General features: G+C 65.2%; 20 protein-coding genes and 1 tRNA gene. 3 read left to right on the top strand and 18 right to left on the bottom strand.

Annotation, left to right across the window (positions count from 1 at the left end):
- The first annotated feature begins 6 nt into the window (after window positions 1–6).
- Genes ACSQ1X_RS06035 through ACSQ1X_RS06025 form a run of 3 tightly spaced genes read left to right on the top strand, consistent with a single transcriptional unit; the run spans window position 7 to window position 2788 of the window.
- Complete coding sequence (locus tag ACSQ1X_RS06035; RefSeq protein WP_028270465.1) at window positions 7–975, top strand: branched-chain amino acid ABC transporter permease; 969 nt, start codon at window positions 7–9, stop codon at window positions 973–975.
- Window positions 972–2021, top strand: coding sequence for an ABC transporter ATP-binding protein (locus ACSQ1X_RS06030; RefSeq protein WP_436057023.1), 1050 nt, complete (start codon window positions 972–974; stop codon window positions 2019–2021). Before ACSQ1X_RS06035 ends, ACSQ1X_RS06030 begins: the two co-directional genes overlap by 4 nt.
- Window positions 2018–2788 (top strand): ABC transporter ATP-binding protein, encoded by a 771-nt coding sequence (locus tag ACSQ1X_RS06025; RefSeq protein WP_055804107.1) that lies wholly within the window; start codon window positions 2018–2020, stop codon window positions 2786–2788. The genes ACSQ1X_RS06030 and ACSQ1X_RS06025 overlap by 4 nt, the downstream gene beginning before the upstream one ends.
- 188 nt (window positions 2789–2976) lie before the next feature.
- On the opposite strand, the gene ACSQ1X_RS06020 is transcribed toward ACSQ1X_RS06025, so the two are convergent.
- The 18 genes from ACSQ1X_RS06020 to ACSQ1X_RS05935 form a co-directional block, all read right to left on the bottom strand.
- The gene (locus tag ACSQ1X_RS06020) at window positions 2977–4326 is read right to left on the bottom strand and encodes an ABC transporter substrate-binding protein (RefSeq protein WP_055804108.1); all 1350 of its coding nucleotides are present in this window, start codon (window positions 4324–4326) and stop codon (window positions 2977–2979) included.
- Between the two features lie 170 nt (window positions 4327–4496).
- Window positions 4497–4570: transfer RNA gene (locus tag ACSQ1X_RS06015), tRNA-Leu, on the bottom strand.
- Window positions 4571–4590: 20 nt separating this feature from the next.
- Window positions 4591–5541, bottom strand: a complete 951-nt coding sequence (locus ACSQ1X_RS06010) for an N-acetyltransferase (RefSeq protein ID WP_436057022.1) — start codon at window positions 5539–5541, stop codon at window positions 4591–4593.
- Window positions 5542–5607: 66 nt separating this feature from the next.
- Entirely contained in the window at window positions 5608–7077 is a 1470-nt protein-coding gene (locus tag ACSQ1X_RS06005) for an NAD(P)/FAD-dependent oxidoreductase (protein WP_436057021.1), read from the bottom strand.
- A gap of 52 nt (window positions 7078–7129) precedes the next feature.
- Window positions 7130–8509 (bottom strand): S8 family serine peptidase, encoded by a 1380-nt coding sequence (locus ACSQ1X_RS06000; RefSeq protein WP_436057020.1) that lies wholly within the window; start codon window positions 8507–8509, stop codon window positions 7130–7132.
- A 47-nt stretch (window positions 8510–8556) separates the two neighbouring features.
- Window positions 8557–9504: a Ppx/GppA phosphatase family protein gene (locus ACSQ1X_RS05995; RefSeq protein WP_436057019.1), complete on the bottom strand. Its 948-nt coding sequence runs from the start codon at window positions 9502–9504 to the stop codon at window positions 8557–8559.
- Complete coding sequence (locus tag ACSQ1X_RS05990) at window positions 9501–10187, bottom strand: DUF501 domain-containing protein (protein ID WP_436059275.1); 687 nt, start codon at window positions 10185–10187, stop codon at window positions 9501–9503. Before ACSQ1X_RS05990 ends, ACSQ1X_RS05995 begins: the two co-directional genes overlap by 4 nt.
- Window positions 10188–10317: 130 nt before the next feature.
- Window positions 10318–11067: a septum formation initiator family protein gene (locus ACSQ1X_RS05985; protein WP_436057018.1), complete on the bottom strand. Its 750-nt coding sequence runs from the start codon at window positions 11065–11067 to the stop codon at window positions 10318–10320.
- A gap of 86 nt (window positions 11068–11153) precedes the next feature.
- The gene (gene eno, locus ACSQ1X_RS05980; RefSeq protein ID WP_055804127.1) at window positions 11154–12434 is read right to left on the bottom strand and encodes a phosphopyruvate hydratase; all 1281 of its coding nucleotides are present in this window, start codon (window positions 12432–12434) and stop codon (window positions 11154–11156) included.
- Window positions 12435–12556: 122 nt separating this feature from the next.
- Window positions 12557–13213 (bottom strand): MazG nucleotide pyrophosphohydrolase domain-containing protein, encoded by a 657-nt coding sequence (locus tag ACSQ1X_RS05975; RefSeq protein ID WP_436059274.1) that lies wholly within the window; start codon window positions 13211–13213, stop codon window positions 12557–12559.
- Window positions 13214–13280: 67 nt separating this feature from the next.
- Window positions 13281–14435, bottom strand: coding sequence for an adenosine deaminase (locus ACSQ1X_RS05970; protein ID WP_436057017.1), 1155 nt, complete (start codon window positions 14433–14435; stop codon window positions 13281–13283).
- Window positions 14436–14504: 69 nt separating this feature from the next.
- The gene (locus ACSQ1X_RS05965; protein ID WP_436057016.1) at window positions 14505–15248 is read right to left on the bottom strand and encodes a DedA family protein; all 744 of its coding nucleotides are present in this window, start codon (window positions 15246–15248) and stop codon (window positions 14505–14507) included.
- Between the two features lie 140 nt (window positions 15249–15388).
- Window positions 15389–16021 carry a DedA family protein gene (locus tag ACSQ1X_RS05960; RefSeq protein WP_436057015.1) on the bottom strand — a complete coding sequence of 211 codons (633 nt, stop codon included), beginning with the start codon at window positions 16019–16021 and terminating at the stop codon, window positions 15389–15391.
- A gap of 97 nt (window positions 16022–16118) precedes the next feature.
- Window positions 16119–17441 (bottom strand): thymidine phosphorylase, encoded by a 1323-nt coding sequence (locus ACSQ1X_RS05955; RefSeq protein WP_055804140.1) that lies wholly within the window; start codon window positions 17439–17441, stop codon window positions 16119–16121.
- Window positions 17438–17848, bottom strand: a complete 411-nt coding sequence (locus ACSQ1X_RS05950; protein ID WP_436057014.1) for a cytidine deaminase — start codon at window positions 17846–17848, stop codon at window positions 17438–17440. The genes ACSQ1X_RS05955 and ACSQ1X_RS05950 overlap by 4 nt, the downstream gene beginning before the upstream one ends.
- On the bottom strand, window positions 17848–19191 hold the full coding sequence (locus ACSQ1X_RS05945) for an ABC transporter permease (protein WP_436057013.1): 1344 nt from the start codon (window positions 19189–19191) through the stop codon (window positions 17848–17850). The genes ACSQ1X_RS05950 and ACSQ1X_RS05945 overlap by 1 nt, the downstream gene beginning before the upstream one ends.
- A complete protein-coding gene (locus ACSQ1X_RS05940; RefSeq protein WP_436057012.1) occupies window positions 19188–20636 on the bottom strand; it encodes an ABC transporter permease in 1449 nt (482 codons plus the stop codon). Before ACSQ1X_RS05940 ends, ACSQ1X_RS05945 begins: the two co-directional genes overlap by 4 nt.
- Complete coding sequence (locus ACSQ1X_RS05935) at window positions 20629–22203, bottom strand: ABC transporter ATP-binding protein (protein WP_436057011.1); 1575 nt, start codon at window positions 22201–22203, stop codon at window positions 20629–20631. Before ACSQ1X_RS05935 ends, ACSQ1X_RS05940 begins: the two co-directional genes overlap by 8 nt.
- Between the last annotated feature and the right edge of the window lie 159 nt (window positions 22204–22362).

Below are 22362 nucleotides of genomic sequence, written 5' to 3'. Positions count from 1 at the left end.
ACAGCCATGGACTTGGGATTCATTTTTTCCAGCGCTGCCGGTGAACTGTTCAGCCCGACGACGGCGGCGTACGCGCTTGCCGCCCTCGGCCTCGCCGTTCACTTCGGCTACTCGGGCCTGCTGAACTTCGGGCAGGCCGGCTTCATGGCGGTGGGCGCCTACGGCTTCGCCATCTCCACGCTGACTTTCGGTGTGCCGTTCTTCGTCGGCCTGCTGATCGCCGTCATCTGCTCGGCGATCTTCGCGCTGCTCCTGGGTATCCCGACCCTGCGCCTGCGTGCCGACTACCTTGCCATCGTGACCATCGCGGCGGCGGAAATCGTCCGGTACATCGTCACCACCAACCAGCTGACGTCCGTCACCGGGTCGGCCAACGGCCTGGCCGCCTTCGAAGGCGGGTTCTATGCCATGAACCCGTTCCCGGAAGGTTCCTACTTCGGCATGAACAACAGGGACTTCTTCATCCGCGTTGTGGGCTGGGGACTTGTGATCATCTGCTGCACCCTGGTGTGGCTCCTGATGCGGAGCCCGTGGGGACGCGTCCTCAAGGGTATCCGCGAAGACGAGAACGCCGTCCGCTCGCTGGGCAAGAACGTCTACGCCTACAAGATGCAGGCGCTGGTCATCGGCGGCGTCCTCGGCGCCCTCGCCGGCATGATCTTCACCCTTCCCCGCGGTGCAGTCCAGCCGGCCAACTACGGCACTGAACTGACGTTCTTCCTGTACACGTGCCTGCTGCTGGGCGGCCTCGGAACGGTGCTCGGCCCCGTCGTGGGCGCCATGATCTTCTGGGTGGTGCTTTCGCTCACCCAGGGCATCCTCTACGGCTTGATTGAATCCGGCGCTGTGACGTGGCTGAACACGGTCCAGGCCGGGCAGCTGCGTTACATCCTGGTGGGTGTCGCCCTGATGCTGCTGATGATCTTCCGGCCCCAGGGCGTCTTCGGCAACAAAAAGGAGTTGGCGTTCGCATGACTGAGCAACATAATGTGCCAACAGTAAAAGGCACGGGTAGCACCGAAAACATCGATTACATGACGGACACCCGGCCGATCGCCGCCGGCGAGACGGCTCCGGGCTGCAAGAAGCGGGATCCGATCGTCGTCGCCGAAAACGTCACCCGCAGCTTCGGCGGCATCAACGCCGTCGACGTCGAATACCTAGAGATCCCCCGGCACAAAATCACTGCGCTGATCGGACCCAACGGCGCCGGCAAGACCACCTTGTTCAACCTGCTGACCGGCTTTGACACGCCGAACTCCGGCAAGTGGCAGTTTGAAGGCAACAGCCTCGCGGGCGTCTCCCCCTACAAAGTGGCCCGGATGGGCATGGTCCGCACCTTCCAGCTGACCAAGGTGATGGGCAAACTGACCGTCATGGAGAACATGCGGCTGGGCGGTTCGGAACAGCCCGGTGAGCGGCTCTCCAAGGCGCTGTTCAAGGGCATGTGGGGCGGCCGGGAAAAGGAAATCACAGCACAGGCGAACGTCCTGCTGGAGAAGTTCAAACTGGACGCGAAGAAGGACGACTACGCGGCATCGTTGTCCGGCGGCCAGCGCAAGCTGCTCGAGATGGCGCGGTCACTGATGGTCAGGCCCAAGCTTGTGATGCTGGACGAGCCCATGGCCGGCGTCAACCCGGCGCTGACCCAGTCCCTCCTTGACCACATCAAGAACCTCAAGGCGGAAGGCATGACCGTGCTTTTCGTCGAGCACGACATGAACATGGTGCGCCACATCGCCGACTGGGTTGTGGTGATGGCCGAGGGCAAGATCGTCGCCGAAGGTCCGCCGGTTGAGGTCATGAAAAACCCGGCCGTGATCGATGCCTACCTGGGCGCCCACCACGACGTGGATCTGGGCGACGCTGAAGGCATCAAGGAACTGGCTGCCGAGCTCGTGGCCGACGAGGAGTCAATCGTGGGCACCGAGAACGCCGGCATCATCGCCGTCGACGTCATCGCCCCTGAAACGGACGCTGACACGGTGACGCCCGAAACCAGGAAGAAGGACACCGAATGAGCGCCACCAGTGCTGCCGCGGCCGCCACACCAGCTGCAGCGGACGAATCCGTCGTCAAGGTCACCGACCTGGTGGCGGGCTACCTCCCCGGCGTGAACATCCTCAACGGCTGCAGCATCGAGGCCCGCAAGGGTGAACTGATCGGCATCATCGGGCCCAACGGCGCCGGCAAGTCCACGCTCCTGAAGGCCATGTTCGGCCTGGTGAAAGTTCACTCAGGGTCCGTGGTGGTCCGGGGCCAGGACATCACCGGGCTCAAGGCCAACAAGCTCGTGTCCAAGGGTGTGGGCTTCGTCCCGCAGAACAACAACGTGTTCGCCACGTTGACCATCGAAGAGAACATGCAGATGGGCATGTTCCAGCGGCCCAAGGATTTCGCGGAACGGTTCGACTTCGTCACCAGCCTCTTCCCGGAGCTCGGCAAGCGACGCGCCCAGCGGGCCGGCTCGCTGTCCGGCGGTGAACGCCAGATGGTGGCGATGGGACGAGCGCTGATGATGGAACCCGCTGTGCTGCTGCTCGATGAGCCGTCGGCAGGCCTCTCCCCCGTCAAACAGGACGAAACCTTCCTGCGGGTCCACGAGATCAACCGGGCCGGCGTTTCAGTCATCATGGTGGAGCAGAACGCCCGCCGTTGCCTGCAGATCTGCGACCGTGCCTATGTGCTGGACCAGGGCAAGGACGCTTACACGGGCACCGGCCGGGAACTCATGAAGGACCCCAAGGTGATCCAGCTGTACCTCGGCACCCTGGCGGACGAGGTCTAAGCCGCCACCAGGAGCCGCAGGAGGGCCGTCACCGTCCGGTGGCGGCCCTCCTGCGTGCCCGGGCCGTGTGCTGCCTTCGCGGGGCGCTTGAAGGATGCTGAAGGAGGCCCCCGAAGCCGCTCCCCGGGCAACAGAAAGCCCCCGTCCGGCTGGACGGGGGCTCTCGTGCTATCTAGGTTGAGTCGGCTTTACAGCTTGCCGAATTCTTCCTTGGACGGCTTGTAGGTGTTGTCATCCTGGTACTCGTAGATGCCGATGTAGGCTTCCGTGGGGTCGCCTGCGTCGGAGAAGGTCACCGGACCGGACTGGCCGTCGTAGTCGATGTCCTTGCCGTTGCGGAGCAGTGTCACGCAGGATGCGAAGTCGGTGCACTTCTCCCCGGCTTCAGAGACTGCCTTGAGCTGCTTGGCGACGTCGGTGCCCTTGGTGCTCTTCGCGGCCTCGGCTGCCAGTGCAATCAGGTTGACGGCATCGTAGGACTCGCCAGCGTAGCTGTAGTCCTTCAGGGCCGGGTCAATGGCCAGCAGCTTCTTCTTGAAGTCGTCCTTGGCGAACGTGCCCGGGATGGTGCCCTGGGCGCCCTTCAGCGTGCCCGCTTGGAAGTCCTTGCTGTAGTCCGACGTGTTGCCGTCCACCAGGAACATCTGGGTTGCCTTGATGCCCTTGCCGGTCATCAGGGGGACGATGCTCTTGGCCTGGTCGAAGGTGATCAGGGCAATGGCGTCAGGCTTGGCTGCGATGACCTTGTCCACTTGGCTGCTGAACTGCGAGTCGCCCTCGTTGAAGAGCTCCTCGGCAACGACCTTGCCGCCGGCGGCTTCGAACGCAGACTTGACGTTCTTTGCCAGGCCCGTGCCGTAGGCGTCGTTCAGGACGATCATGCCGACGGTCTGGGCACCACAGGTAGCCATGTAGTTGCCGAGCACCTTGCCCTGCAGCACATCCGAAGGAGCCGTGCGCCAGTAGAGGCCCTTGTCATCCCACGTGGTGAAGTCAGGAGACGTGTTCGCAGGCGAGAACTGGATGACGCCGGCGCCCGTGATCTGGTTGATGACGGTTTTGGAAACGCCCGAGGAAGCAGCGCCGATGATGGCGCTGACACCGCTGCCAAGCAGCGCCGTGGTGGACTGGGTGGCGATGTCCGTCTTGGTGTCACCGGAGTCGCGGTGGATCACCTCGACGGGCTTGCCCAGTACGCCCCCTGCGTCATTGACTTCCTTGATGCCAAGGTTGACACCGGCAATTTCGGGCGGGCCGAGGAACGCCAGCGACCCCGTTGTCGGCAGGAGCGATCCAATCTTGAGGGGTGTGTCGGTTGTGGTGGTCGAGGCCGGAACCGAGCCGCCTGCGCCTGCTCCGGTGGTGGCACTGCCGCTGGCGCTCGGCGCCGGGCAGGCAATTCCGGATGCTGCGGGAGTGGTGGAGCCTGTCGAACTCGGGGTGGACGAGCCGCCACAAGCCGTAGCCAGAAGGGCGACGCCGATGCTAAGCGCTGTCAGCTTAGCGACACGCGGCGCCGCCTGGGGGAGTGAAATCATTGAGAGTCTCCTCGATCGAAAGGTGCGAACGGCCTTTGATGCGAATTACCAGGTGTACCTGATTTAGATTCAAGCTAGTGCAAATTCCCCGCGAACATAAGTGACTATGGTCACATCCTTATAACAGTCGTTGCATATGGGACACCACGGGGCGTGGAGGAGAAAAGTTGTACCCCAGGTGGGACTCGAACCCACAACACGCGGATTTTAAGTCCGCTGCCTCTGCCAATTGGGCTACTGGGGCGCCCGGTCAATGGTATCCCGTCAGAGCCGCTCAAAGGGCGCGGCGTACCGGAACGTCCCGTGGATGCCTCCGGGCCAGACAGCGAGCGGGAGCACCTGGAACGAGTCCCTCCACTCGGCCGTCGGAGGGTCGATGCCCAGCGAGACCGACGGCACAAAGCCGAAACGGGAGTAGTACTCCGGGCCGCCCAGCAAGGCGATGCCCCTCTCCCCCGCGGCATTCGCGCGGGCCACGGTTTCCTGGATGAGGGCCGAACCGATGCCGTGCCGCTGCAACCGCGGCACCACGCCGATGGGGCCGAGGCCCAGCAGCTCAAGGTCCCCCACCCAGCCCCGGGTGCTGATCACGTGGCCCACGACTTCGCCGTTCTGTTCCGCAACGATGCTGAACTCAGGCAGGTACTCGTCACAGTCGAACAACTGCTTCATCAACCCCACTTCCACCGGTTCGCCGTCCACGGGCAGCCCCGTTGCGGGCGACACCGAGAAAGCCGCCGCCGTGAGTTCCAGGATCGCCGGCCTGTCCGCCGGCTGCTCGGTACGCAGGACGAGTGCGGGAGCGGGCGCGGGCTGGTCGGAGCTCTGGGCGGCAAGTTCGTGCAGTATTTCCAGAGCGCGGTCGGCGTCGGCCACTGGAACCAGGAGATGGTCATGATGGAACCCGGCGAGGACGTTGCAGCTGATGCGGGCGTCGGTAAGCGCCGCGCTGACGGCCGCTGTCAGTCCGACGGCTTCAAGCGACGAATGCACCTGAAGCGTGATCCAGGCGGCTACAAAGTCGTAGCGCAGCTCCAGCCTGTCCGCTTCGGCCCGGGGCAGCACTACCGTGAGCCCTTCCGCTTCCCGGACGGCAGCTTCGATTCCCGGCGCGAGGGGCCGGCCGTACGGCCACAGGACATATACATATTCCCCCTCGCGCAGCACGGGATGGATGGATGCCAGCAGGGTCCGGATGTCCTTTTCACCAGTCATTGAGCCATTAAACAACAGCGGCGGCCGTTCCCCGGGGGAACGGCCGCCGCTGACGGAGGTGCGCAGCTACTTGGTGTCAGCCGACACGGTCTGCTTCTGACCGCTGTTGCTGCCGGATTCGGCCGGCTTGTCAGCCGCCGGTGCGGCCGGAGCAGCAGCCGGCTTGGGCGCCGGAGCGGCCGCGGAGACGAAGGCTCCGCGCGGGTTCTCCAGGTCGATCAGCTGCGTGGTGTCGCGGCCAACAAAGAAGCTCAGGATCCAGTTGAAAATCACGCGGAACTTGCGCTCGAACGTGGGCATGGCCATGCCGTGGTAACCACGGTGCGCCAGCCAGGCCAGCGGACCCTTCAGCCCGATGCGGCCCAGGACGTTGATGTTGGCAACGCCCTTCCATTCGCCGAAGCCGGCAACGGCGCCCAGGTTCTTGTGCTTGTAGTCCTTGAGCTCCTTGTCCCAGCGGGAGGCCCACAGGTTCTTCGCGAGGCGCTTGGCCTGGCGAAGGGCGTGCTGCGCGTTCGGCACGCAGGTACCGTCGGGCAGGCCGCTGCCCGTGAGGTCCGGAACGGCGGCGATATCGCCGGCAGCCCAGGCGTTCTCAATAATGCCTTCGTCGCCTGCGACGCGCAGGTCCGGAAGAACGCGGACGCGTCCGCGCGGCTCCAGCGGGAAGTCGGTGGAGCGGACCATCGGGTTCGCCTGCACACCGGCAGTCCAGACAAGGGTGTCCGCCTCGAATTCCTGGGCGGGGGTCTTGTCCGGAAGGTTGATGAGCTTCAGGGAACCCTCGGCATTGTCCAGCGAGGTGTTCAGCAGGACCTCGATGCCGCGGCTGCGCAGGTGCTCCACGACCCAGTCGGCCTGCTTGGCCGTGACCTCGGGCATGATGCGGCCCATGGCTTCGACCAGGACGAAGCGGACTTCCTCCTGCTTGACTCGGGGGTTGTTCTTGACCGCCGCACGGGCGAGGTCTTCCATCTCGGTGATGCATTCGATGCCGGCGAAGCCGCCGCCAACCACCACGAAGGTGAGGGCACGGGCGCGCTGTGCGGGATCGGTGATGGTGGAACCGGCTTCAATCCGCTCGAGGACCTTGTTGCGCAGCGCAACGGCTTCCTCGATGGTCTTCAGGCCGATGCCCTTGTCCGCCAGGCCCTTGATGGGGAACGTGCGGGTGATGGCGCCTGCGGCCATGACGACGTCGAAGTAGGGCACCTCAAAGTTCGGTCCGCCGTCGGACGGGGCAACCACGGCGGTCCGGTTGGCATGGTCGATCGAGGTGACGCGGCCCTGGATAAGTTCCGTCTGCTTCAGGTGCTGACGGTGCGAGACGACAGCGTGGCGCGCCTCGATGTTTCCGCCGGCAACTTCCGGCAGGAAGGGCTGGTAAGTCATGTAGGGCAGCGGATCAACGACGGTGACGATGCCACCGGCATTCGCGATCTTGTTCTGCAGTTTGAGGGCTACGTACAGGCCGACGTACCCGCCGCCGACGACGAGTACCCTGGGACGGTCCTGGAGCTGTGGGGTTGTTGCCATGACTCAAGAATACAGTAGTTTGTGAAAATCTTCACTAACTAAATCGTCGCCGTTACGTTCCGTTCGAGTCCACCTTGTCCAGCACTCCGGTCTCCGGCTCGTCGGGCACATTTCCGGGGTTCCTAGTGGCCCGCCGCAGCTGGAATGCGGCGCCCCCGATGATGCCCGCGAACAGCAGTCCGAAGCCGATGACCACCACGGCCGGCACGGCGCTGTCCATCTGGGACGGCGCCTCAGCCACCGGTACCGTGGCCGCGGGCAGCGTGGGAGGCGCGCTGGTGGGGCTGTCGGTGGGCTCTGCGGCGGGGGCGGTTGCGGCCGCCTCACCCCGGCGGTGGATCCTGATCCAGTCGGCCACGGTACCCAGCGGATTCACCTTCGTTTCGGGCACATCCTCCTTTAGCGCGGCTTCCGCGTTGAGCACGCCGAACCCGTAGATGGGGTCTTTGCCCGGCGCCCCGGCGTCCTTGGCCGTGGTGACAATCCTGTTGATGACCTGACTGGCCGTCATCTCCGGCCACTTGGAACGGATCAGAGCCGCCACGCCGGACACAATCGGTGTGGCGCCGGATGTGCCGGCCCATTCCGCATAGCCGTCCCCCGGCATCCCGCCGATCAGGTTTTCGGCCGGTGCGGCCACGCCAATGCTGATGCCTTGGGAGGACGAATCGATGCTGGCGGCACCCTCGCGGTTCAGGCCCGCCACGGTCAGGACGCCCGGGATGGTTGCCGGCGCTCCGACCTGGACGTTGCCGCCCACCCGGTTGCCCGCTGCGGCCACGATGACCACGTCCTTTTGCTCGGCATAGAGGAATGCTGCGTCCCAGCTCTGCGGCCATTCGGGCGAGGTGCTGCCCAGCGAAATGTTGATCACGCGCGCGCCGTTGTCCACGGCCCAGCGGACGGCCGCCGGAATCTGTTCCTGGTCGGTCTTCCCGCCGGGGTTCTGGGAACCAAGCCACGTGGACACGGACAGGATCTGCGCTTCCGGAGCCACGCCTACGATTCCGTCGGGGCCGGGTGCAGCAGTGGCGCCGGGTGCGGGACTAGCCGTGGACTTCGGCGGCTGGTGCCCGCGGCCGGCCAGCATGGTAGCCACCAGCGTGCCGTGCTCGGGCTTCGAGCCGATGCTCTTCTGCCCGTCCGCGCTGCCTGCCCCGGAGGCGTCGCTCCCGCCCACCACGGCGCCCTTCAGATCGGGGTGCTTGGCATCCACGCCGCTGTCGATGACGGCAACTTTGACGTTGGCGCCCTTGGAAACCTCCCACGCCTTGGTGATGCCGGACTCGGCCAGCCAGTACTGCTTGTCCCGCCATGAATCCGCACGGGCTTCCGGTGCAGCGATCAGGGACGTCGCCAGGCTGCCTGTGGCCAGGGCAATTGCAGTCACGGCAGAGGCCATCCGGCCCCAGCGGGTTGTTGCTCTGGTCATTCGGGTCCAATCGGCTGTACGTGCGAAGTCATGAGCTGATGCCACGTCTAGCTGATGCTCAGGGCAATTCCGTCGAGAATATCGTGTTCGCTGGCGACAGCCGAAGTGATCCTTCCCTCCGTTACCTCAGCGAGGCGCTCCAGGACGCGCCGCCAGACCAATCCGCCGGCACCGATGACGTCCACCCGGCCCGGATGCATGTAGGGAAGCCCGGCCCGTTCGGCCTTGGTCATCCCGAGCAGATCCGTGCACGCCTCGCCAAAAGCCTCAAGCGGCAGTTCCGCGCCGTGGATTGCCGCAGGCGAGTATTCCGGCAACCGGAGCGCGTGGGCCGTAATGGTGGTGACGGACCCCGCCACGCCGACGACGACGGTGGTGCGGTCCAGCGGAACGGCCAGTCCCGCCTCGCTGATGGCGGCGTCGACGTCGGCTTCCGCCGCAGTGACCTGCTCCGGCGACGGCGGGTCGTTGCGGAGGTGGCGTTCCGTCATCCGGACGCAGCCGACGTCAACGGACTTGGCGGCGATGACGCCGTTGGCGTCACCGAGCACGAATTCGGTGCTTCCACCGCCGAGATCCACCACAAGGACAGGGTCGGCGCCGCGGGACGGAAGTACACTGCTCGCACCGGCGAAGGACAGGGCAGCCTCTTCGTCGCCGGTAATCACTTCAGGTTCCACGCCGAGAATCTCGCGGATGCCGTCCACGAATACCTTCCGGTTGCTGGCGTCGCGCGTGGCGGAGGTGGCAACGAAGCGGACCTTCCCGGCCCCGTGTTCGCGGATCAGCGCGGCGTAGTCGGTAGTGGCAGCGAAGGTCCGGTCCAGGGCTTCCTGGGCCAGCTCTCCGGTTGCGTCCACGCCCTGGCCCAGCCGGACCACACGCATTTCGCGCACAACGTCGGTCAGCTTCGGGCTGCTCCCGTTCCCGGCCACGTCGGCGATCAGGAGCCGGATGGAATTGGTTCCGCAGTCGATGGCGGCAACGCGGGTCACTTGGCGGCCTCCGTGGAGTTGTCGGTTTGCTCTTCAGCGGAGTTCTCTTCAGCGTGCCGGTGCGTGTTGCGCACGGGTGCCGGACGGCCCACGATCTCGGGCAGGCCCTGCGGCCCGTGCCGGCTGAGGTCCTGTGAGGGCGCTTCTCCGCCGGTGTCCCACGCGCCGTCGCAGTAGCAACGGTCCGCGGTCCACCATTCGCTGATGGCCTCGAGTGCTTCATCGCCCAGCGGATTGACTCCGGGACCGGCAGCAAGAGAATGGCCCACCAGGACATGAAGGCACTTGACCCGGGTGGGCATGCCGCCGGCGGAGATGCCGTCAATCTCGGGCACGGCGCCGATGCCGGACCGCTCGCCGATTTCCGCACGGGAAACCAGATACGCATCGTGGGCGGCACGGTAGCTGGCGGCGAGTCCGGAGTCCCCGGCCAGGCGTTCGTTCATCCGGTTCATCAGGCCGGCGGCCTCAAGGCGCGACACCGCGGATGTGATGACCGGGTGGGTCAGGTAGAACGTGGTGGGGAACGGGGTTCCGTTGCTGAGCCGCGGCGACGTCGCCGCGACCAAGGGGTTGCCGCAGACACAGCGCGCGGGAATTTCGACGACGTCGCGCACGGGACGCCCCAACTGGCGGCTCAGGACGTCCAGGTCGCGGGCGGACGGGTGGCTGTACCCGGGCACCGTCGAGGCCTCGTTTCTTGCCGGGTGCCCGTCCGGAGCGTTGTCGCCTACTGCATGCTGGTCCACTGGCGCGGCCGCCTTCCTGCCCTTGGAGGCTGACCCGAGGGAAAGCCGGCGGAGGGCACCGCCTCTAGTCTGTTGCCGAGCGCCTGATGGACTCCCAAAGCGAGTCCACCCATGGCAGGTTTGCCGGGTCCTGTGCTGATCCTGTGCCGCCCTGGCCACTGGCGGTCCCGGCCGGCAGATCGCTGCCAAACACCCAGTAGCCGGTCTCTCCCGGCATAACCATGTTAATGCGGTCTCGGGCCTGCTGTTTCACGTAGTTCGGGTCCTGCCACCGGGAGACCTGGAGCTTCAGTCCCTCCTGCTCCGCTTTCCGTGCCGCGATATCCGCTTCCAGTGCTGCGATCTCCGCCCTTTTGTCGATGAATATCTTGACGGTGGGGGCCAGCATGATGGTGATGGCAATCATGACGACGGCCAGCGCCAGCATCCGGCCGGAAAAGGCCTTGGCAGGCACCGGATCCTGGTTATCCGCCCCGTCCCTGGCGTCGCTACCCGAGGATTGGCCGGGCTGCCTGCTGCCGTCCGGACGGCGGGCCGCCTGTTTGCCGGCGGCAACCCCGGCCTTGACCGAAGCCCCCAGCCGTCCGGCAGTGGTGGACTTTCCTTGTGCAGCGGGCGATTTGGTCACGGGCGTTTGCGCAGCAGGCGCTCGCCCGGCCGGTGTGTTCGCGGCGGGCGATTTCGCCTCCCCGGCAGCGGGCACGTGCCGCGTCGCGCCGAAATCGGCGCGGATGACGTCAGCGCCGTCGTCGGCGTCCTTTGACTGACGCGCCGCGGGCGTAGCCCTGGGAACCTTGGGACGGCGGGTGGCCATGACACTCCTTCAAAAGCGGACCACAAACAAAAACCGGTGGCCATGGTCTTTCAACCATAGCCACCGGTCAGCTGTTTTTTTGGATGCTAGCCCTTGAAACGCGGGAAAGCGCTGCGTCCGGCGTAGCGTGCGGCGTCGTCGAGTTCCTCTTCGATGCGCAGCAGCTGGTTGTACTTGGCGACTCGCTCGGAGCGGGCCGGGGCGCCGGTCTTGATCTGTCCCGCGTTGGTGGCAACGGAGATGTCAGCAATGGTGGTGTCCTCGGTTTCGCCGGAGCGGTGCGAGGTGATGGTGGTGTAACCGGCACGCTGGGCCAGCGACACGGCGTCCAGCGTCTCGGTCAGGGAACCGATCTGGTTGACCTTGACGAGCAGCGAGTTCGCGGTCTTGGTGTCGATGCCGCGCTGCAGGATGGACGGGTTGGTGACGAAGAGGTCATCGCCCACGAGCTGGACCTTGTCACCAATGCTGTCGGTGAGGGTCTTCCAGCCTTCCCAGTCGTTCTCGTCCAGCGGGTCCTCGATGGAAACCAGCGGGTAGTCGGCCACGAGCTCGGCGTAGTACGCGCTCATCTCGGTGGCGGAAAGGGCCTTGCCTTCGAACTGGTAGGCGCCGTCCTTGAAGAACTCGGAGGAGGCGACGTCCAGGGCCAGGGCGATGTCCTTGCCCGGTGTGTAGCCGGCGTTCTTGATGGCTTCCTGGATCAGGTCCAGTGCGGCACGGTTGGACGGAAGGTTCGGCGCGAAGCCGCCCTCGTCGCCCAGGCCGGTGGAGAGGCCCTTGGCCTGCAGGACGGACTTGAGGTTGTGGTAGACCTCGACACCCCAGCGCAGGCCCTCGGAGAAGGTCTCGGCGCCGATCGGGACGATCATGAATTCCTGGATGTCCACGTCGGAGTCGGCGTGCGAGCCGCCGTTGAGGATGTTCATCAGCGGAACGGGCAGGACGTGCGCGTTGGGGCCGCCCAGGTACTTGTACAGCGGCAGGTCAGCGGACGCTGCAGCGGCGTTGGCCACGGCCAGGGAAACACCCAGGATGGCGTTGGCGCCGAGCTTGCCCTTGTTGGGGGTCCCGTCCAGGTCAATCATGGCCTGGTCGATGCTGCGCTGGTCCGTGGCATCGAATCCGGTCAGTGCCGGTGCGATCTGGTCGATGACGGCGTCGACGGCCTTCTGGACGCCCTTGCCAAGGTAGCGGCCCTTGTCTCCATCGCGGAGTTCCACGGCCTCGTGTTCGCCGGTGGAGGCGCCGGAGGGCACTGCTGCGCGGCCGATCTGGCCATCGGAAAGCAGGACTTCAACTTCTACGGTCGGGTTGCCACGGGAATCGAGGATCTCGCGGGCGTGAATGGCATCGATAAGCGCCATGAATATGCTCCTTATGGTGAAGCGATTTACTGGGAAACTAGCGGAAAAACTCGACGTCCTCGTCAGGGACTAGCGTAGTCGAGAGTGGTACAGGTTACGGAAACCTATCCAGCACCCGGACGTCATGATCTCGTCCGTGGCCCAGCTGGGTTAATGGGGCGGTGGCTGTCCTGATACTGCCGGACTGCCGCGCGGAGGGCGCGTTCGGCGTCAAAACCCCTGGTCCGGGCAGCGGCCACGACGGCCAGCAGCAGCTCGCCGAGTTGCTGTTCGGAGTCCAGGGTTTCGACCAGCTCAACCACCGGGTGGACATCCTCAACCACCGGACTGGCCTGCTCCACCATAAGTGGTTGAGCCCGTCGAAACCCCGCCCTTGCCGCCCGGTCCAGTGACTTCTGGGCCCGGGCCAAGGCCGGGAGACCTTGCGGAATTCCCTCGAAAGGATCACCGCGTTCCGGTTTCTCGGCCCGCTTGATGGAGTCCCATTTCCGGACGATCTCCTCCACGCTGGCCGGGAAAGTGTCCTGGAGCGAACCGTCCGGCCGGAACACGTGCGGATTCCGGCGGATCATCTTGGCGGTGAGGCCACGGACAACGTCGTCGAAAGCGAAACTGCCGCGCTCCTCGGCGAGGCGGGCGTGCAGCACCACCTGGAGCAGGACGTCGCCCAGCTCGCCTCGGAGCTCGGCCTCGTCGGCGCCGGTTTCGATTGTTTCGGCTACTTCAAAGGCCTCCTCAAGGAGGTACTCCACCAGTGACTCGTGGGTCAGCGCCCCCATCCAGGGACAGTGCTCCCGGAGGGCGGCAATCACGGCCACCAGGGAGGAAACCGGGACGGAATCTTCCTTAGGCAAGATTGGCGTAGGCGTCGTTGATGTACTCAACGAGTGCTTCCTTTTCCTCCAGCGGCAGGAAGGCGGCCTCGGCGGCATTGAGCGTCAGCTCGAGGATGTCGTCCAGGTCGTAGTCGAACGTCTCCACGAGCAGTTCGAATTCGTCGGTGAGCGTCACCCCGCTCATCAGGCGGTTGTCGGTGTTAATGGTGACGTTGAAGCCAAGCTGGTACAGCATGTCCAGCGGGTGGCTTTCGATGCCTTCGCCGAAGCCGGAGATAGCGCCGGTCTGGAGGTTGGAGGACGGGCAGATTTCCAGGGCGATGCCGCGGTCGCGGATCCAGCTGGAGAGCTCGCCGAGGGTGACCATGCCGATGTTGGCATCGGCTTCGTCGGTCTCTGCGTCAGCGTCTTCGTCGTCGAACTCAACGGTGATGTCCTCGGCGATGCGCACGCCGTGGCCGAGGCGCAGCGCCCGGCCGTCAACGAGGGCAGACTGGATGCTTTCCAGGCCTGCTGCTTCGCCTGCGTGGACCGTGGCGGGGAAATTGTGCTGGGCGAGGTATGTGAACGCATCACGGAAGCGGGACGGCAGGAACCCGTCCTCTGCTCCGGCGATGTCGAAGCCCACGGCCCCGTTGTTGCGGTGGCGGACGGCCAGTTCGGCAATTTCCTGGCCGCGGTCAGCGTGGCGCATGGCCGTGATGAGCTGGCCCACCTGGATCTCCCGGCCGGTTTCGGCGACGGCGTCCACGCCGGCGTCGAGCCCTTCCTGGATGGCCTCGACCACTTCGTCCAGCGTCAGGCCCTTCTGCAGGTGCTGCTCCGGTGCCCAGCGGACTTCGCCGTACACGACGCCGTCGTCGGCAAGGTCTTCCACGAATTCCTTGGCCACGCGGAAGAGGCCCTCTTTGGTCTGCATCACGGCGATCGTGTGGTCAAACGTTTCGAGGTAGCGGACCAGGGAGCCGGAGTCTGCGGATTCGCGGAACCACTCCCCCAGCGCCACGGGATCGGTGGAAGGCAGGGTGTGTCCCACGGCTTCCGCCAGTTCGATGATGGTGGCCGGGCGCAGGCCGCCGTCCAGGTGGTCGTGCAGGGATACCTTGGGGAGGCTCTTGAGGTCGAAGTCGATGGCAGGGGCAGCGTCAAGAATAGGCTCAGTCACGTACCAACCTTAGGGTCGGACGGCGTCCGGCGCCACCCGGAAAGCGGCGGCTTTAGCGGCGGCCCCGGTTCAGCGGCGCGTTTCCACTTCGACGACGGCGGGAACGGCCAACGGCGCGATCTCCACCACCGCCTCCCGCTCAGCACGTGCACCCTGTTCTGCCGCTGATTCCTCACTGGATTCCTGGCCGGATGCAACATGATCGTGGCGGCCCAGCCGCTTGTGCCACCAGCGCAGCAGGTGGTCGATGATGATGCCGAGGATGATGGCGAACACCACGGCAATGCCGGCCCCGAGCAGCGGGTTGTCATGCAGCAACGGGAAGGAGCTGGCGAGCAGGCCGATCCCGATTGAGTAACCCACCCATGTGACACAGGCACAGGCATCCAGGACGAAGAACCTGCGGTGCGGGAAAGCGGTGGTGCCGGCAACGTAGTTGACCGCCACGCGGCCCCACGGGATGTACCGGGCCGTGAAGATCAGGACGGCGCCGCGCTTCTCCAACTCGTAGTGGGCCCAGGCAAAGACCTTTTGAACCTTGGGCTTCCGCATCCAGCGCCAGCGTTCAAGCCCGATCTTCCGGCCGAGCATGTAGGCCATGTTGTCTCCGGCGATGGCACCGACCAGGGCGGTGGCGCCGAGGATCCAGAGATTGGGTTCACCGCTTTGGCGTGAAAACGCCGCAAGGGCCACGATGAGTGTTTCGCTGGGGACAACCATCGCAAAACCGTCCACAAAAAAGAACACCAGCAGGATGGGATAAATCCACCATTGGCCTGCGGCATGGAGCACTGCCTCATTGATAAATTCCACGCGGGGCCCTGCTCCTATGAAGTGACGGAAATCGCTATTAGTGTCCCATGGCAGCGGCATAATCCGCTACGCTAGAGCCGCGAAAGCTCACCCGCCGTCATGTGTCTCCCGGCGGTGTGCAGGGCGGCCCCCACGGCAGGTCAGGGGCCTGCCGCTGATTCTTCCGCGGGTTCCTCAGGCAGCCGGCCGCGGAGGCGGCTGATCAGGATGTCCACGATGATGCCGAGCAGGATCGCGCAGACGATGGCGATGGTGGCGCCCAGCAGGTGGTTGTCTTCGAACCACTGCCCGAAGAACAGGCCGATGGATACTGAATACGAGGACCACAGGGCTGCGGACAATACTGTCAAGCCCACGAAACGCAGGTGCGCGAAGCGGGTGGCACCGGCCGTCAGGTTGACGGCAACCCGTCCGATCGGGACGAAGCGGGCCACGAGTACCAGGGACGCCGGCCGTTTCCTCAGTTCATTCCCGGCCCAGTCGAAGGCGGTCTGCATTCGCGGCCCGCGCATCCACCCCCACCTGCGGGTACCCACCTTGCGACCGATCAGGTAGGCGATGTTGTCGCCGCTGAACGCACCCAGCGCGGCCACGAGCATCAGCAGCCACGGATTGGGGACGTCCGCGGTCGCTGCCACGGCCGCCAGGCCAACGACTACCGACTCGCTGGGGATCGGCGGGAAGAACCCGTCGATCACGCAGCAAGCCAGCACCAGGAAGAGCACCCAGGGCTGCCCCGCCGCCGCGAGAATGAAGTCGTTGATAGCCTGCACAGTTTCCTAACGGCCGGGGCCGCCCGTTTTCTCCCCGGCCGGTCTGCGGGCGGGCGGTGGCGCCCCCGAAGGGAGCCGGCCGGGAAGAGTCACGGGATCAGGCGATGCGGTCGATGATGAGCTTCTGCGCCGGCCGGGAGCCCTCCGGCGCAACCACAACGGCCCCTTCAAGGGCCTCTTTGGCGCGGCCGAATTTCTCCGGTGTGTCTGTCAGCAGCGTCATCAGGGGTTCTCCGGCACGGACCACGGCACCGGGCTTGGCGTGCAGCCTGACGCCCGCGCCGGCCTGGACCTGGTCCTCCTTGCGCGCGCGGCCTGCACCCAGCCGCCAGGCGGCAACGCCCACCGCCAGGGCATCGAGCTCTACGAGGACACCGTCGGCCGGAGCGTAGATGACTTCGGATTCCCTGGCAACGGGGAGCTTGGCCCGGGGATCCCCGCCCTGCGCCTCGATCATGCGGTTCCACACGTCCATGGCCCGGCCGTCCTTGAGCGCCGCGCGGGGGTCTGCATCGTGGACTCCGGCGCAGGCCAGCATTTCCTCGGCCAGCCGGACCGTCAGTTCGACGACGTCTTCCGGGCCGCCGCCGGCCAGCACCTCGACGGATTCCTCCACCTCGATGGCGTTGCCGGCGGTGAGGCCCAGGGGCGTGTCCATGTTCGTCAGCAGGGCCACCGTGTTGACGCCGGCGTCCTTGCCCAGGGCCACCATGGTCTCGGCCAGTTCCCGGGCGCGGGCCTCGTCCTTCATGAAGGCACCGCTTCCCACCTTGACGTCCAGGACCAGCGAGCCGGTGCCTTCGGCGATTTTCTTGCTCATGATGGAGGACGCAATTAGCGGGATCGCCTCCACCGTTCCCGTGACGTCACGCAGAGCATAGAGCTTCTTGTCCGCGGGCGCCAGACCCGCGCCGGCGGCGCAGATCACGGCCCCTACGTCCTGCAGCTGGGCCATCATTTCGTCGTTGCTGAGTGCTGCCCGCCAACCCGGGATCGATTCCAGCTTGTCCAGGGTGCCGCCCGTGTGGCCGAGTCCCCGCCCGGAGAGCTGCGGAACGGCCACGCCGAAGACAGCCACCAGCGGTGCCAGCGGGAGCGTGATCTTGTCCCCCACTCCCCCGGTGGAGTGCTTGTCCGACGTCGGCTTCACGCCGCCGTCGGGGCGCCGCAGGGCGGAGAAGTCCATCCGTTCGCCGGAGGCGATCATCGCAGCGGTCCACCGCGAAATTTCCGCGCGGTCCATGCCGTTGAGCAGGATGGCCATGTTCAAGGCAGCCATCTGCTCGTCGGCAATGGCGCCCCGGGTGTAGGCGTCGATAGTCCAGTCGATCTGGGCCGGGCTCAGGACGCCCTTGTCCCGCTTGATGCGGATGATGTCGACAGCGTCGAACGCTTCAGTGTTGCTTGGGGTGTGTGTCACCGGGGTTCCTCCAGGTGTTGGGGACCAAAGGCATCGGGTAGCACCTGGTCCATTGTCTTGATTCCCTGCGTGGTCATGAGTTCCATGTCGGGCGCCCGGAATTCGTACAGCAGCTGGCGGCAGCGCCCGCACGGCATCAGGACGTTGCCGCCGGCGTCCACGCAGTAGAAGGCGCGCAGCTTGCCACCGCCGGTCATGTGCAGGTTGCCCACGAGGGCGCATTCGGCGCACAGTGTCAGTCCGTAGCTGGCGTTTTCCACGTTGCAGCCGCTGACGATCCGGCCGTCCGCCGTGAGGGCAGCCGCCCCCACCGCGAACTTCGAATACGGCGCATACGCGTTCTTCATGGCGGAAACGGCGGCTGCTTCGAGCGCCGTCCAGTCCACCGCGTTGCGTTCCACCGCCATCAACCCTTGACGTACGGTATGCCGCTGGCGGCCGGAGGCCTGGAGCGGCCCACGAGTCCGGCCACGGCAAGCACCGTCACCAGGTACGGCAGCATGGCCATGAACTGGCTCGGAACGGGCGTGCCGATGATGGTCACGATGCTCTGCAGGTTGTCCGCGAAGCCGAACAGCAGCGCGGCGAAGAAGGCACCGATCGGGTTCCACCGGCCGAAGATCAACGCGGCAAGCGCGATAAAGCCGCGTCCGCCCGAAATCTCCTTGGTGAAACTGTCGATGGCCACCAGGGTGAAGAAGGAACCGCCAATGCCTGCAACTGCACCGCCGAGGGTGACGTTCCAGAAGCGGGTGGCGTTGACCTTGATGCCCATGGTGTCCGCCGCCTGCGGGTGTTCCCCGACAGCCCGGACCCGCAGGCCCCACTTCGTCTTGAAGAGGCCGATCCACACCACGATGACCGCAATGTACATCAGGTACCCCACGACGGACTGCTTAAAGAGGATGGGGCCGATCACCGGGATGCTGGACAGTACGGGGATGTCGATGATGGGCAGCCGGCCCGGCGAGTTGAACTGGGCCTTGTCGGCCTGCATCACCGTGCTGAAGAGGAAGCCTGTCAGGCCGGAGACCAGGACGTTGAGCACCACGCCCACGATGATCTGGTTGACCAGGTATTTGATGCTGAAGACTGCCAGCACCATGGAGACAACAGCGCCGGCCACTGCCGCTGCCAGCAGCCCGACGAGGGGGCTCTTGGTCAGCGTGGCCACCATTGCGGCGGTGAATGCACCGCCGAGCAGCTGGCCCTCAATGGCGATATTGACGACGCCGACGCGTTCGCAAAGAACACCGGAAAGGGAGCCGAACACGAGAGGGACCGCGAGGGTCACGGAACCGGCGATGAGCCCGGCAAGCGAGATGCTCGGCGTGCGGGCGCCGCCCACCACCCAGATCAGGAACGCTGCCACGAAGAGCACGATAAAGACGATGGGCAGCCAGCCGGGAGAGGCCTCGTTCCGCGTCTTGAGGTACACGGCATAACCGGCCAGGCCCAGCATCAGGACCGACAGGACGATTCCGCCTAGGAAGGCGGGCACTTCGATGGCCGGAAGCTGGAAGAAGTCGCCGCTTGAGGAGATCCCGAACCTGGCCGTCTGGTTGGGTCCCATGACACCGAAGAAGATGAAGGCGACGACGCCGAGCACGGCAAGCAGGACCGGCACCTTCCAGGTCACGGGCTTTGCCGAAATGGCGGGGGCTTTCTCGCTGGCCGACTCCGGTGTTCCCGGCTGCGGTTTTCCCTGCTGCGGCTTTCCCGGAACGGGCGATGTTGCTGTTGTGCTCATGCTGCACCTCCGGTGGTGGCTGCCTTCTTGGACTTACCGGCCGTTGCGGCCTTCTTCTTGCGGGGATTGAGCCCGAAGAGGGCACGCACCAGCGGCGGAGCCGCGATGAACAGAACGATCAGGGACTGGACCACGAGCACAATGTCGATCGGGGTTCCTGTCTGGATCTGCATCTGCACCGCCCCGGCGCGGAAGGCGCCGAACAGAAGCCCGGCAGCGAAGGTGCCCCACGGCGTCGAACGTCCCAGGAGTGCAACGGTGATGGCATCGAAACCGTAGGTCGCCGCAACGCCGTCGGTGAGGACCTTTTCGGTTCCCGCGACCTGCGCCACGCCTGACATGCCGGCAAGGGCACCGGCGATCGCCATGACCAGGACCGTGGCCCGGGGCACGTTGATGCCCGCAGTCAGAGCCGCTTTGGGGTTGGCCCCGACTGCGCGGAATTCAAAGCCGACGGTGGAGCGGTTGAGCAGCCACCAGACAAAAACGGTGGCGGCGATGGCCAGGAGAAAGCCCAGGTGGAGCCTGTACTGCGTACCGAGGATCTGCGGATAAACGGCGCTGGGATCCAGGATCGGCGAGATGGGGTTGGACTCCCCCGGCCGCTGGAAGGCTGGCGTGTTCAGGAGGTAGCGCAGGAAGTACAGGGCGATGTAGTTGAACATGATGGTCAGGATGACCTCGTGGGCGCCGGTGCGGGCCTTCAGCAGGCCCACGAGTCCGCCCCAGAGGGCACCGCCCACGATGCCGGCAATGAGGACCAGCAGCAGGTGCAGGCCCAGCGGCAGGTGCAGCGCGAAGCCGACCCAGGCGGCGAGGATGCCGGCCATGATGATCTGTCCCTGTGCACCGATGTTGAACAGGCCCGCGCGGAATGCCAGTGCGACGCCGAGGCCGGCCGTGATCAGCGGAGTGGCGATGGTGAGGGTTTCCATCAGCGGAGCAAACTGCACAGCGACGCTGGAGCCGCGGGGGTTGAACACCGAGCCTTGGAACAGCGCGACATACGAACGGGTCGCGGCAGTCCAGACGGCCGAGAGGAAGTCCGAGGGGCGGGCAAAGAGGTAGCTCGCGGTGGCGCCCACCTGCTTGTCCGTGCTGGCGATGAGGAGTCCGCCGAGGATCAGGGCAAGCAGGACGGCGAGCACCGACACGATGCCGCTGCCGGTAAAGATCCGCCGGACCAACGTGTCCGCACCGCCAGGAACAACGCCGCTCTGGGCCGAGACGGGAACTGCCGAGGGCTGCATCGCGCCGCCGGCTGTGTCCAGTGCGGTCGCAGCTGCTACGTCTTCGGCCGGCGTCTTGGGTCCGGGTGCAGCGGTTTCCGGTGCAGTGTCTTCCGTTGCCCGGCTTTCCGGTGCCCGGCGTTCCGGTGCCCGGGTGGCCGGGCTTTCCGTTGTATTTTCGTCAGCCACGTGCTTGGGCTGGTCCTGTTCACTCATGGTCGCCTCCTTCGGCACCGGAGGTGGAAGTCTGTACGGGCGCGTGGGCGGTGTCCGCGTGGGCGCTTTCCGGGGAAAGCCCCGCCATCATCAGGCCCAGGACGTCGCGGCCGGTGCCTGCGGGCACGATGCCCACCAGCTTGCCTTTGTAGAGCACGGCGATTCGGTCCGCGAGTTCGATCACTTCATCGAGTTCGGTGGACACAATCATGACCGGAGTGCCCCGGTCGCGTTCGGCCACGATGCGTTTATGCAGGAACTCGATGGATCCCACATCCACGCCGCGGGTGGGCTGGGAGGCGATGAACAGCCGCAGCGGCCGGGACAACTCCCGGGCCATGACCACTTTCTGCTGGTTCCCGCCGGAAAGCGTTCCCGCGGCCAGTGACCCGGAAGGTGTCCTGACGTCGAACTCGTCGATCCGGGACTTGGCGTTTTCCAGGATCCTGGCCGGGCTCATGCTGATGCCCTTGGCGTAGGGAGCCTGGTCGTAAAGGTCCAGGACCAGGTTCTCCGCGATGGAGAAGGTGCCGATCAGCCCGTCAACGGTCCGGTCTTCCGGAACGAAGCCGACGCCGGCCCGGAGTACTTCCTTGACGCTGTGGCCCAGGAGCTCCTCGCCGTCCAGCAGGATTGATCCGTGGCAGCGTTCCTGCAGGCCAAGGATGGCTTCGGTGAGTTCTGTCTGGCCGTTGCCCTGCACACCTGCCACGGCGAGGATTTCGCCGCGGGCGATGTCGAAACTGATGCCGTCCACCACATGCTGGCCGGTGGGGGCGATCACGGTGAGGTCCTTGACCTGGAACGTGGTTTCCTGCGGCTTCGCCGGGGCCTTGTCCAGGGTCAGGTTCACTGCGCGGCCCACCATCATGGAGGCAAGCTCGGTGGTGGACGCGCCGGGATCCGCAGTGCCCACCACTTTGCCGCGGCGGATGACCGTGATGGTGTCGGAAACAGCCTTCACTTCGCGAAGTTTGTGCGAGATGAAGACGATCGAGGTGCCGTTGCTTTTCAGCTGGCGCATGATGTCCAGGAGTTCGTCGGTGTCCTGCGGTGTCAGCACGGCGGTGGGTTCATCGAGGATGAGCACCTTTGCATCACGGACCAGTGCCTTGATGATTTCCACGCGCTGCTGGACGCCCACGGGGAGGTCCTCGATCAGGGCGTCGGGGTCGACGTCGAAACCGTATTTGTCGGAGATTTCCTTGATCTTCCGGCGGGTGTCGTCCAGGTTGAGGAAGCCGCCGGCTTTGGTGGTTTCGGCGCCGAGCGCCACGTTCTCCGCAACAGTAAACACGGGAACCAGCATGAAGTGCTGGTGCACCATGCCGATGCCGGCAGCCATGGCATCGCCCGGGCCGCGGAAAGTGACGGCCTTGCCATCCACCAGGATTTCGCCCTCACTGGGCTCGTAAAGTCCGTAGAGGACATTCATCAGCGTGGACTTGCCAGCGCCGTTTTCACCAAGCAGGCAATGAATTTGCCCGGGTTCAACAACCACATCGATGTGATCGTTGGCAATAAGGGAGCCGAAGCGTTTGGTGATCCCTCTGAGTTCAAGTTTCAAAACTCTGACCAATCTCGAAGCGTCCGGAAAATGTGCCCGGACGGGATATGTGGCTGCAGCACCAGCCTAGTGCCTGCAGCCCTTGGCGGAGCGGGCGGCGCTCCTCGGAAAAGCTGACGCCCAACGAAAAGCGCCACCGCCCGGAAGTCAATGACCAAC

It is taken from the genome of Arthrobacter sp. LjRoot78, from assembly GCF_964254335.1.
GTDB lineage: Bacteria > Actinomycetota > Actinomycetes > Actinomycetales > Micrococcaceae > Arthrobacter.
Note: the sequence above shows the minus strand (reverse complement) of the source record. Positions and strands in the feature narration are given on the sequence as shown.